General features: G+C 68.7%; 14 protein-coding genes. 3 read left to right on the forward strand and 11 right to left on the reverse strand.

The annotated features are described in order from the left end of the window. Nucleotides 1-20: 20 nt before the first annotated feature. Genes ACFT4A_RS17520 through ACFT4A_RS17535 form a run of 4 tightly spaced genes read right to left on the reverse strand, consistent with a single transcriptional unit; the run spans nt 21 to nt 3,404 of the window. Nucleotides 21-1,262: a tyrosine-type recombinase/integrase gene (locus ACFT4A_RS17520; protein WP_382830954.1), complete on the reverse strand. Its 1,242-nt coding sequence runs from the start codon at nt 1,260-1,262 to the stop codon at nt 21-23. Further along, entirely contained in the window at nt 1,262-1,456 is a 195-nt protein-coding gene (locus ACFT4A_RS17525; RefSeq protein WP_382830957.1) for a helix-turn-helix transcriptional regulator, read from the reverse strand. The genes ACFT4A_RS17520 and ACFT4A_RS17525 overlap by 1 nt, the downstream gene beginning before the upstream one ends. Beyond that, on the reverse strand, nt 1,453-2,829 hold the full coding sequence (repSA, locus tag ACFT4A_RS17530; protein ID WP_382830960.1) for a replication initiator protein RepSA: 1,377 nt from the start codon (nt 2,827-2,829) through the stop codon (nt 1,453-1,455). Before repSA ends, ACFT4A_RS17525 begins: the two co-directional genes overlap by 4 nt. 47 nt (nt 2,830-2,876) lie before the next feature. Beyond that, nucleotides 2,877-3,404 carry a hypothetical protein gene (locus ACFT4A_RS17535; RefSeq protein ID WP_382830963.1) on the reverse strand — a complete coding sequence of 176 codons (528 nt, stop codon included), beginning with the start codon at nt 3,402-3,404 and terminating at the stop codon, nt 2,877-2,879. Between the two features lie 194 nt (nt 3,405-3,598). Here ACFT4A_RS17535 and ACFT4A_RS17540 point away from each other — a divergent pair, with 194 nt between their 5' ends. The 3 genes from ACFT4A_RS17540 to ACFT4A_RS17550 all read left to right on the forward strand — a co-directional run bounded on the left by ACFT4A_RS17540 (nt 3,599) and on the right by ACFT4A_RS17550 (nt 6,007). After that, nucleotides 3,599-4,357 (forward strand): GntR family transcriptional regulator, encoded by a 759-nt coding sequence (locus ACFT4A_RS17540; protein ID WP_382830965.1) that lies wholly within the window; start codon nt 3,599-3,601, stop codon nt 4,355-4,357. Beyond that, nucleotides 4,354-4,911, forward strand: coding sequence for an AAA family ATPase (locus tag ACFT4A_RS17545; protein WP_382830968.1), 558 nt, complete (start codon nt 4,354-4,356; stop codon nt 4,909-4,911). The genes ACFT4A_RS17540 and ACFT4A_RS17545 overlap by 4 nt, the downstream gene beginning before the upstream one ends. Nucleotides 4,912-5,608: 697 nt before the next feature. Beyond that, nucleotides 5,609-6,007, forward strand: a complete 399-nt coding sequence (locus ACFT4A_RS17550) for a winged helix-turn-helix transcriptional regulator (RefSeq protein ID WP_382830971.1) — start codon at nt 5,609-5,611, stop codon at nt 6,005-6,007. Here ACFT4A_RS17550 and mutM read toward each other — a convergent pair. The 7 genes from mutM to rsmD form a co-directional block, all read right to left on the reverse strand. Next, on the reverse strand, nt 5,997-6,857 hold the full coding sequence (gene mutM, locus ACFT4A_RS17555) for a bifunctional DNA-formamidopyrimidine glycosylase/DNA-(apurinic or apyrimidinic site) lyase (RefSeq protein WP_382830974.1): 861 nt from the start codon (nt 6,855-6,857) through the stop codon (nt 5,997-5,999). The genes ACFT4A_RS17550 and mutM overlap by 11 nt on opposite strands. Nucleotides 6,858-6,932: 75 nt before the next feature. Beyond that, nucleotides 6,933-7,727, reverse strand: a complete 795-nt coding sequence (gene rnc, locus ACFT4A_RS17560) for a ribonuclease III (RefSeq protein ID WP_382831084.1) — start codon at nt 7,725-7,727, stop codon at nt 6,933-6,935. A 19-nt stretch (nt 7,728-7,746) separates the two neighbouring features. Next, nucleotides 7,747-7,920, reverse strand: coding sequence for a 50S ribosomal protein L32 (rpmF, locus tag ACFT4A_RS17565; protein WP_003951102.1), 174 nt, complete (start codon nt 7,918-7,920; stop codon nt 7,747-7,749). A gap of 2 nt (nt 7,921-7,922) precedes the next feature. Beyond that, a complete protein-coding gene (locus tag ACFT4A_RS17570) occupies nt 7,923-8,567 on the reverse strand; it encodes a YceD family protein (protein ID WP_382830977.1) in 645 nt (214 codons plus the stop codon). 128 nt (nt 8,568-8,695) lie between these two features. After that, on the reverse strand, nt 8,696-9,796 hold the full coding sequence (locus tag ACFT4A_RS17575; RefSeq protein ID WP_382830980.1) for a cell division initiation protein: 1,101 nt from the start codon (nt 9,794-9,796) through the stop codon (nt 8,696-8,698). A 70-nt stretch (nt 9,797-9,866) separates the two neighbouring features. Further along, nucleotides 9,867-10,346: a pantetheine-phosphate adenylyltransferase gene (gene coaD, locus ACFT4A_RS17580; RefSeq protein ID WP_382831087.1), complete on the reverse strand. Its 480-nt coding sequence runs from the start codon at nt 10,344-10,346 to the stop codon at nt 9,867-9,869. 26 nt (nt 10,347-10,372) lie between these two features. Continuing rightward, the gene (gene rsmD, locus ACFT4A_RS17585; RefSeq protein ID WP_382830983.1) at nt 10,373-10,960 is read right to left on the reverse strand and encodes a 16S rRNA (guanine(966)-N(2))-methyltransferase RsmD; all 588 of its coding nucleotides are present in this window, start codon (nt 10,958-10,960) and stop codon (nt 10,373-10,375) included. Between the last annotated feature and the right edge of the window lie 75 nt (nt 10,961-11,035).

The following is an 11,035-nucleotide window of genomic DNA, read 5'->3' on the forward strand; positions in this document are numbered from 1 at the left end:
GATAGGCGCAGGTCAGAGGCCTAGGAGACTCCTGGGGCCGTCTCGGGGCCGTCACTCGATGACTCCCCATCTTCGAAGACGCGATCAACGGCGGCCCGGGTCCGTGTTTCGCTCGACGGCATCAGGTGCGTGTACGTGCGCAGGGTGAAACCGGGGTCATGGTGACCCAGGTACTCACTGAGAGCCTTGATGCTCTCCCCCGCGTCCAGGAGCACCGACGCGTAGAAGTGCCGGAGAGCGTGCATGCCGTTGCTGCGGTCAACGTCGACGTGGGCAGTCCGGAGCGCTGGCCGCCACACGCGATCGTTGAAGCGGTTGCGATTCAGCGCCAAGCCCTCAGAACCGGTGAAGATCAGCGAAGCCGTGACAGGCGGGCCGTCGAGGGTCTTCCACGGCAAGGTGATCCTCGTTGCCGGGTGACGCTTCAGGTGACTGGCCAACGCGAAGGCGACGGACTCCGGCAGAGGAACATCACGCTCACGTCCGCTCTTCGGTGGGGCGAACACCGCACGGTGGCGTTGCAGCAGCTTGACCTGTCGCACCACGTGCACGACACCACCGAGGAAGTCCACGTCTTCCACCGCCAGGCCGAAGGTCTCTCCCTGCCGCAGGCCGAGGCCAGCCGCCACGTTCACCAGGGCCTGATAGCGGTCCGGCAAGGCGTCGCGAACTGCCGTGACGTTGCCGACCGACCAGGGCTTGACCTTGCGTGGCTCAAGCCGAGGAGCCTTCACCGACCGCGCGCTGCACGGATTCACGCGGATGATCCGGTCTTCTACTGCGGCGGTGAACACCGTCGAGACGTGGGCGAAGATTCCACGCCGGTAGCCAGCCGAGAGCCCACGGTCTTCCAGAGTCCGCAGCCAGAGGCGCAGATGCGAGGGCGTGAACGAGCTCATCGGCCGGGTGCCCAGGTACGGGATCGCGTGGAGCCGTAGCCGACTCTCGACCGACTCACGCGTCAGCGGGTCCGTGATCTGCGTTGCCATCCACTCAGTGGCGTACTGCTCGAACGTGACCTTGCCCGAGTTCGGGTCAACGTAGTCGCCGCGCGACATGTCCGCCTCGATGTTGGCGAGCCACTGTTCCGCCCTGCGCTTCTGCTTGTCCGGGAAGCTCTTGGACTTCTCGGAGCCGTCGGGGCCGACGTACCGGGCGCGGTAGCGCAGGCCCACGCCGAAGCGGTCGGTCTTGGCCTTGACGGTCTTGCCGTCGGCGTCGGTCTCGACCTTGTACCAGCGGTCCTGGACGTGTCCGGCCATCAGGCCGCCTCTTCCATCTGGGACGCGACCCAGACGCGGACGTCTTCGGGGTCGAAGCGAAGGTGCCGGCCGACCCGGAAGCCGCGCGGTCCGGTGTGCTTGCGGCGCCACTGGTAGACGGTCTCGACGGGGACGCCGAGGAGGTCGGCCAGGTCGACCGGGGTCAGGTAGCGGTCGGGCAGCGAGCGCTTCATGCCCACACCTCCATGTCGTCCATGTCGTGCAGGTCAGCGAGTGCTTCGCGTGCCGTGTCGCGGTTCAGGCGGATGTCCTTTGCGATCGAGGAGGCCAGCCAGGACTCACCCGGGGTGTGGCCTTGTCCGGCGTAGGTCCAGTGGGCGAGCACGAGCGTGGAGCCCTCCGAGTCGTCGAGGTTCTCGGAGAGCCCGCGTTCGCGGCGTTCCTGGCGGGCGCGGTAGTCGGCGCGCACCTGGCGCAGGGCGCTGAGGGTGGTGGAGTACTGGCGGGACTTGGTGGAGAAGTGACCCCGGAAGCCGAGCATGTGAGCCCAGCGCGCCAGCATCCGTTCCGGGTAGGCGTCATCCAGGTCCCAGCACGCATCGATCAAGCGCCGGGTGTGAGCGGGCAGGGACAGCTTGTCGAGTTCGGCCAGCTCCCCGATGCGGCGGTCAACGGTGCCGGTGGTCTCGGCCGCCTTGGTGGCGTACTTGGCCACGTAGGAGGCCACCGCCTGTTCGGTCAGCTCCTCGCGCCCCAGGGCGCCGATCGGCTGCACGTCGACCTGCGAGCCCCACCGCAGCACCCGAGCCGGGAAGTCACCGGAAGCGGGCACCGGCACGGAGACCCGAGCGGAGGCCGCCTTGATCGCATCGTCCAGGAGGCCGACCGTGGCCCACGCGGGCGGGGAGGTGTCCGGCCCGTCGGGGCCGTCGAGGCGCACCACGGCGTGGAAGTGCACGGCGCCGCGCTTCTGGAACTCGGCGACCTTGCCGAAGGAGACCCGGCACACCTCCTTCATGGCCGCCTGGGTCAGGCCCGCACGGGCGGCGATCTCCCTGCGCAGGTAGATCGTGAACCGGCGCCACAGGTCCCCGGCATGGTTGTTCCACAGCACCGCCCCGGCGTAGTCGTACCGGCCCGGAGCCAGTGCCGTACCGAGCGCGGGGTCGTCGTCGGTGTGGGAGCTCCCGCACCGGCAGCGGCCGGACTCCGGCCGGTTGTGCACCGGGCCGAACGAGGGCGCGGTGAGCGTGGCGAAGACCCTCGGGTGATCCCGCACGACCGGGGAGACGCCCTTGTTCGCATCGCCAGTGATCCCTGCACGGATCAGGTGGTACGTGTCGCCTGCGTAGGTCCAGGCGCAGGCCGGGCACTCGGAGGCCCGGCGGTTACCGCAGGCGACCCGGAGCATGCCGCCCGGCTCCTGCTCGGTGCTGTAGGAGTACAGGACGTCACCGGTCTTGGCGTCGCGGGTGACGGTCTGGCCCATGAGGCGGATCGGGTGCGCGCAGCCACCCGTGCGGCGGATCTGCTCTTGCCAGCGGTCGAAGCCCGGCGCGTTCGCCACCCGCAGCAGATCGGCCAGGGTGATCGGGTCGGTACCCATGGAGGCCGCAGCACCAGCCACGGCCTCCGGGGCGACGGGGAAGACCGTCACGCAGCACCCCCGCACAGGAAGCACGGGCCGTAGCCCTCCTCGTACCAGTCCGCGTTCACGTCCACGCACCACGACCGCCACACCTGACGGGTGTCGCCGCACTCGGGGCACGGGCCGTCCATCAGGTACTGAAGACCCCGCTCCCGAGCCTCGTCGCTCACGGGGGCGTACAGGGTGACGAGTGCTGCCAGCTCCCCCGTTCGCCGGTCGCGCCTCACCTTCGGGAAACGCTCCGCATGAGCCCGCGTCTGTTCGGCCGTGACCCGCTTCGCCTGACGAGAGAGATGGAATCCGGCGGCGAGAGCAGCGGTACGGCGGAGCCGGTCCAGGCCCATGCGCTTGGCGCCCTGGATGATCCAGGAGACGAGCTGCGCGTCGTCCCCACGCTTGTAGCGGTAGCCGTCCGGCAGGTCCGAGGCGTACAGCGCCACGGCCCGCTCACCGTTCGACAGGTCTTCGATCGAAACCGCAGGCACAGACGAAGCGATCGGGTTGACGTGCTCGGCAACCAGAGTTGCGGGCATGATGGAACTTCCCTTCGAGGGAGCCAGGGGCGGCGGTTCTTCTTGGCGGTTGAGCGCCGCCCCTGGGCAGGCGTAGTTAGTGCCGGACCTCACTCGTGCACCCTGGCGGGTACATCCCTAAGGTTCCCTAGGGCACCCTAGGGTGTCAAGGGGTATGCTAGGGATGCAGCCAACTGAGACAGGGGAGCCGACCCATGGCAGACCAGGCCGACAATCGCGCGCCCTACGCGCAGATTGCCGCCCACTACACGGAACTGATCACGTCCGGCGAGCTACCGCCGGGCTCGCTTCTCCCGAGCATCAAAAACCTGTCGCAGGAGTGGAGCGTCAGTACCGCGACTGCCGAGAAGGCATTGCGGAAGCTGCGCGACGAGGGCCTTGTTCGGGGGATTCACGGGATCGGGACCGAGGTACTGGATCGGCCCGCGCCCATGTCGTCAGGGGCCCAGCGTCAGGACCGAGGACGCCGGACCGGCTCCAGTTGGGGAACCGGTGAACGGTCTGACTCGCATCAGGCCTCGGTTGTGCCGGCGCCCGCAGACGTAGCGCAGGCACTGGACCTCAAGCCCGGCTCGAACGTGATCCGTCGAAGCCGGGTTTACCGCGACCGGCACGGCATCATCGCGCACTCAACGTCGTGGATCCCTGTCCGATATGGAGAGCTGATTCCTCAGCTCACGAGCAGTAAGCGACTGACCGGCGGAACGTCGTTGCAACTCATCGCACAGGCCACCGGCCGACCGATCACGCATCGGTTCGACACCGCGTCTGCTCGGCTGCTGACTCCGGAGGATGCGAGGCTCTTGGAGCTGGACCCCACGAAGTCACCGTCGAAGCCGGTCGTCGTGATGACGGCGAGGTTCGTAGACAGCGAAGGCACGGTCGTGGAGTACGGCGTTGACCTCGGCGGCCCCGGCCGTACGTGGCAGACGGAATCGGAAGTCACCCAGTGACAGCCGCCAACAGCACCCGCCAACCGTTCTGCGTCCTCATGGCAGGCCTTCCCGGCTCAGGGAAAACAACTCTGGCCCGTGCGCTGACAGCCCGTGGTTTCGTCCGACTGTGCCCGGACGAAGAGATGTTCCGCCGACATGGGGTGTACGGGGTCGATTTCCCGCGAGGGACGTTCCCGACCCTTGAGCGGCCGATCCTCGAAGAGATCTCGGTACAGCTCCGTGAGCAGCTCCAGGCCGGGCGCGATGTGGTGGTGGACCATGGCTTTTGGACGCCGGAAGACCGTGCTCACTGGCGATCGGTTGCTACCGAAGGTGGCGCGATCTCGGTGGTGGTTTACCTAGAGGCCAGCCACGAAGAGCTGTGGTCCCGCGTGAGCAAGCGCAATGCCCGGCACGAGGACGATCCGAACTCGATCTATTTCGCCGAAAGCGACCTGCTCCGCTACCGCACGCGTTTCGTGGCCCCAGAGCCCGGCGAACCTCACATCGTCTATAGCGGCGACCCTGAGTCTGTTCTGAAGACTCTGCAATCTGAGCAGGCCCGCCCGTAGCCCGGAGCCCCAAGGCCATCGAGCCAGCCCCAGGCGCCAGTTACAGGTTTCTCTACCTCATCAAGCCCCGGCTGCGCTCCGCTCCGCCGGGCGCGCTTCCCGGCTCCGCTCCGGGCGCCGCTCCTGCCTTCGGCCCGCTCCGCCCGCGCTGCGCCGACGCGCGCCCACTGGTGGATAGGGCCGGGAGCCATGAGTCGAGCCCCGTCGCGGCATGGGCCAGCGGGGGCCGGTCGGCTCCGAGACTTTAGGCAGCCACCATGGGGCGAGCCTCGAAGATCATGGCCCCAACGTCGTGCTTTAACGGGCAGGTCCACAGACTGCCCGACTCGCCGGAAGCTTACGGGGCCATGATCACTCGCCCCATGGCAGCTCCAGCCCAAAGTCTCGGAGCCGACCTCTCAGCGTTGTTGGCCTTCCGCTGGTGGGGGTGAGGGGAGGAGGGAGTGAGGTGGAGGGGGTGGGAGTGAGGTGGAGGGTGCAGCCACGGCCGGGCCGTCTCTGGGCCGTGCGGGGGCGCTCAACGACGACCAACGCTGACAACCGCCAACAGCTAAATGGCAGGTCGCAGCGTTGATCGAACACATGGGCGCAGGTCAGAGGCCCGGCCCTTCACTTCTTCGGCTACTAGACCGCCTGGACACTAACCAGCAGTTAGCGCAATCTGTTGGCCAGCGCTGTGCTGGCGTACGCTGGGGGGATGACCACCACCCAGGAGTTCACGGAGGCGCTGGACGACCTTCCGTACAACGTGTTCGCCAGGGCCTGTCCTTCGCGTGGCACGCTCGAGCACGTCACGGGCCGCTGGGGCGGGCTCGCGCTGACCGCTCTGTACGAGGGGTCGCTGCGCTTCAACGAGCTGCGCCGCCGGGTCGACGGTGTGAGCGAGAAGATGCTGTCCCAGACGCTGCACGCGCTGGAGCGCGACGGCCTGGTCCACCGCGAGGCCCAGCCGACCAATCCGCCCCGGGTGGACTACGAACTGACGCCCCTGGGACGCGGAGTGGCCGAGCGCCTGCTCGCCCTGATCCACTTCGTGGAGGGCAGCATGGACGACGTCCTGGCCGCGCGCGAGCGGTACGACTCCGCTAGGGCGTGATCCGCGGCGGTCGCTGGCACTTCGGGCAGTAGTAGCTCGACCGGTTCATCCAGGGCCGCCGGCGCATCGGCGTGCCGCAGCGCCGGCAGGGCAGGCCCTCGCGGCCGTACGCGTCGAGGGACCGGTCGAAGTAGCCCGACTCGCCGTTGACGTTGACGTAAAGGCTGTCGAAGCTGGTGCCGCCCACCGCGAGGGCGGAGTTCATCACGTCCCGCACATGGCCCAGGAGCGACAGCGTGCGCGGACGGGTGAAGGTCGCGGTCGGGCGCTCATAGTGGACGCGGGCGCGCCACAGGGCCTCGTCGGCGTAGATGTTGCCGACGCCGCTGATCAGCGACTGGTCGAGCAGGGCCCGTTTGATCGTGGACCGCTTGCGGCGCAGCGCGCCGTGGAAGGCCTCTTCGTCGAAGAGCGGGTCGAGCGGGTCGCGGGCGATGTGCGCGATGACGTCGGGCAGGCCCTCGGGGGTGTTGTCGTGCAGCGACAGACCGCCGAAGGTGCGCTGGTCGACGAAGCGGAGTTCGGTGTCCAGGGCGTCGGTGAAGCGGGCGCGGATGCGCAGGTGCTTCTCGTCGGGAGCCGTGTGCGGCTGCACCAGCAGCTGGCCGCTCATACCGAGGTGGGCCAGGATCGACTGGTCCGTGTCCTCCAGGGGCAGCCACAGGTATTTGCCCCGGCGGCTGGGCGTGCCGATGCGATGGCCCTTCAGACGGTCCGCGAAGTCGTCGCCGCCCGCGAGGTGGCGGCGCACCGCGCGCGGGTGCAGCACCTCGACCTCGGCGACGGTCCGGTGGGCGACCCACCGCTCCAGGCCGCGCCGTACGACCTCGACCTCGGGCAACTCGGGCATGGGCTCCCCCGGTGTACGAGCCGAGCGCCCGCCCCGGGCAGGGGCGGGCGCTCGGGTGCGCTTGTTTCTGTTCGGTCAGGCGGACGCCGGCTCGGGGCCGGTGCTCTCGTCGGTGGCGGCCTGTCGGGCCGCCGCCTCCTTGGCGCGCTCGTCCGCTGCGGCCTTGATGGCCCGCCACGCGGATTCCGCGGCCTGCTGTTCCGCCTCCTTCTTGCTGCGGCCGGTGCCGGTGCCGTACGAGACGCCTCCGACGCGGGCGGCAGCAGTGAAGGTCTTCTCGTGGTCCGGGCCGGTCTCCGTGACCAGGTACTCGGGTACGCCGAGCCCCTCGGTCGCGGTGAGCTCCTGGAGACTGGTCTTCCAGTCCAGGCCGGCTCCGAGGTTCGAGGACTTCTCGATCAGGGGGTCGAACAGACGGTGCACGAGCTCCGCCGCGGACTCCAGTCCCTGGTCGAGATAGACCGCACCGATCACCGCTTCAAGGGTGTCGGCGAGGATGGACGCCTTGTCCCGGCCGCCCGTGCCCTCTTCACCCCGGCCGAGCCGGATGAAGGAGCCCAGGTCGAGCCCACGGCCCACCTCCGCCAGCGCACGCGAGTTGACCACCGCGGCCCGCAGCTTGGCCAGCTGGCCTTCGGGCAGGTCGGGGTGGGTTCGGTACAGCGTGTCCGTGACCACGAGGCCGAGGACGGAGTCCCCGAGGAACTCCAGGCGCTCGTTGGTCGGCAGACCGCCGTTCTCGTACGCGTAGGAACGGTGGGTCAGCGCACGCACCAGAAGGGCGGACTCGAGTTTGTACCCGAGCCGCCCTTCCAACAGCGTGTGGGACGAGGCCTGGTTGTCCGCAGAGTTTTTCTTCGGCGTGGACACAGTGCCTCTCACCAGCCGCTCAGACCTCGAGGACCTGGCGCTTGTTGTAGGTGCCGCAAGACGGGCACGCGATGTGCTGCTGCTTGGGCTCGTGGCAGCGCTCGCACGCAACCAGGGTGGGGACCGCAGCCTTCCACTGCGACCGGCGGTGGCGCGTGTTGCTGCGCGACATCTTCCGCTTCGGAACAGCCACGGCTACTTCTCCTGCTTCTCGTCGACGCCCGGTTCGGCGCCGCTCATCTCGTCCTTCTCGCCGTCCTTCATGGTGCCGGCGAGTCCCTGCAAAGCCGCCCAACGGATGTCGACGGCGTCGTGGTGGTGGTCCGGGTCGTCCGCCAGTCGCGCACCGCACTCGGCGCACAGACCAGGGCAGTCTTCCTGGCACACCGGCTGCATCGGCAGTGCGAGCACCACCGCATCACGCAGCACGGACTCGAGGTCGAACAAGCCGTCCTCGAGGAAGAGCCTGTCCTCGTCGTCCTCGGCGTCGTCGCCCGGTTCCGCGATCACGCGGCCCCGGTCGTCGGCGTCAGGGTACGAGAACATCTCCTGGAATTCCGCTTCGACGTCGAGCTGAAGCGGCTCCAGACACCTTACGCACTCCCCCTCGGCCCCGGCACGGGCGGTGCCTGTGACAAGCACCCCTTCCATGACCGACTCCAGGCGGAGTTCGAGCTCCACCGGGGCGCCTTCCGGCACTCCGATGACTCCCTTGATACCGAAGTCCTTGGGAGCGTCGACCGTGCGGGTCAGGCGCTGCAGCGCACCGGGCCGCCGGCCCAGCTCGTGCGTATCGAACACGAGGGGGTTGCGGTGGTCGAGGCGGGCGTTCAGAGCCATTCCTGCTTTCGATCTTGCGAGCTGAGAGGGTTGCCGCCCATCGGTGTTCCGGGCAGCGTGGATCGCGGACGTACTCGCGACCGAAGAGCCAGGATACTGGACCTTTCGCTGTCGGCCCAATCCGGTGCTCAGCCGTTGCCGCGACCCTGCTCGTAGGCCCGGATCTGCTCGGCGGTGATCATGCCGGTGTCGAAGAGGCTGGTCTCGTCGAGGGCGTATCCCTGCCGGCCCTGCTGGGCTTGTTGCGCCTGCTGGGCCTGCTGGACCTGGTTCGGGTCGTACGCGGCCTGCTGGGGGTCGTAGCCCTGGTAGGCGTAGGGATCGGCGTGCTGGTAGCCGTACGGGTCCTGCTGGGCGGCGTAGGGCTGCTGCGGGTAGCCGCCGTAGGGGTCGGGCTGCTGCTGGACGGGGGCACCGGTCGCCGGATCGTAGGCGACGGCGGGGGTGTAGGCCGGCTGCGGCGGTCCGTAGTCGGGCTGCTGGGCGGGCTGCCCGGCCGGGGGCTTCTGCTCCCCGAGGGCGGCCAGGTCGGCGAGGTAGTCGGCGTCGCTGGAGTGCTGGACCGTGCTGAGGTCGTCGGCGAGGGCGCCCAGGTCGTCGCTGGCGATACGGCCGTGCAGCTTCTGCCGGCCGCGGCCGACGGCCTCCAGGGTCTTGGCGAGGACCGCCTCGAAGGAGCCCAGCTTGGCGTGGACGTACTCGTCGGCGGTACGGCGCAGGGTCTCCGGGTCCTGGCTGCGCTCGGGGGCGTCCTCGTCCTCGTAGCCCTGCTCGTCGACGCCGGGGCCGGTACCGAGCAGCTTCTCGCGGCCGCGGCCGACGGAGCCGAGGGTCTTGGTGAGGACGACCTCGAAGTTGGCGAGCTTGGAGTCGACGTAGTCGTCGGCCTCGGCGCGGACCTCCTCGGCCTCCTGGCGGGCCTCGGCGAGGATCCGGTCGGCCTCGGCCTGGGAACGGCGGGCGACCTCGGTGTCGGAGATCAGGGAGCCGCGCTCGGCGTGCGCCTGCCCGATGATGCGCTCGGCCTCCTGGCGGGCGTGCTCGACCATCTGCTCGCGGCCGCCGATCAGCTCCTGGGCCTGGGCGAGCGAGTCGGGCAGCGCCGCGCGCACCTCTTCCAGCAGCGAGAGCAGTTCGGCGCGGTTGACCACGCACGAGGCCGACATGGGCATGGACCGGGCGCCGGAGACCGCGGAGACGATCTCGTCGAGCTTCTTCTGCACGTCCACCGTGTGCTCGCCACTCTCTACAGATGCGTTGGAGACGGACGGGTCGACTGTAGTGCCATCAGCCGCCCCATCAGTCCTTGCGCAGACGCTCGTTGAGGACGTCGAGAACGATCGGCGGCACCAGGTGGGAGACGTCGCCGCCCCACGTCGCGACCTCCTTGACCAGGGAGGACGACAGGAAGCTGTAGGTGGGGTTGGTGGGGATGAAGAGGGTCTCCACTCCCGAGAGGCCGTTGTTCATCTGGGCCATCTGCAGCTCGTAGTCGAAGTCGCTGACCGCGCGCAGGCCCTTGACGATGGCGGGGATGTCGCGCTGCTTGCAGAAGTCGACGAGCAGGCCGTGGAAGGCCTCCACGCGGACGTTCCCGTACTCGGCGGTGACCCGGCGGATCAGGTCGATCCGCTCCTCGATCTCGAACAGGCCCTTCTTGGCCTGGTTGATCATCACCGCGACATAGACCTCGTCGTACAGCCTGGAGGCGCGGGAGATGATGTCGAGGTGTCCGTTGGTGATCGGGTCGAACGACCCGGGACAGACGGCGCGGCGCACTTGTGTTCCCTCGCTCTCCGGTCCGGTCATCGTGCGTCTTCGCACGTAGAGGCGGCGCGACCGTACCAAAACGTTCCCTCGCCGTAGCGACGGGCCCGGAGGGGTTCGAAACCCTCGGGCCACCGGAATTCACCGCCTCTGGTGCTGCGCTCCACGGTGACGAGGGCTTCTTCCGCGAGCCAGCCCTCGGTGCGGAGTGTGAGCAGGATCTCGCGAAGATCGTCGTCCGTGACGGCGTACGGGGGGTCGAGGAAGACGAGGTCGTAGGGATCGCCGGGGTTCGGCGTACGGATGATCTGTTCCGCTTTACCTGATCTGACCTCGGCGCCGGGGAGACCCAGGGACTTCACGTTCTCGCGGACCGTGCGGGTCGCTCGGGCGTCGGCTTCGACGAGGAGGGTGTGGCCCGCGCCACGGGAGAGGGCTTCCAGGCCCACGGCTCCTGATCCCGCGTAGAGGTCGAGGACGCGTTCGCCTTCCAGGTGGCCGCCGAGGAGGGACTGCCAGGTGGAGAAGAGGCCTTCGCGTGCGCGGTCGGAGGTGGGGCGGGTGCCGGTGCCTGGGGGTACGGCCAGGCGACGTCCGCCGGCTGCGCCGGCGATCACGCGGGTCATCTTCGGTCCTTGGTTGTGGGCGGGTTCAGGTTCATTGTGGCTGGTCGCGCCCGCGCGGCGGTAGCCGCAAATGGA

The sequence above is a fragment of the Streptomyces sp. NPDC057099 genome (genome assembly GCF_042671245.1).
GTDB classification, from domain to species: domain Bacteria; phylum Actinomycetota; class Actinomycetes; order Streptomycetales; family Streptomycetaceae; genus Streptomyces; species Streptomyces purpurascens.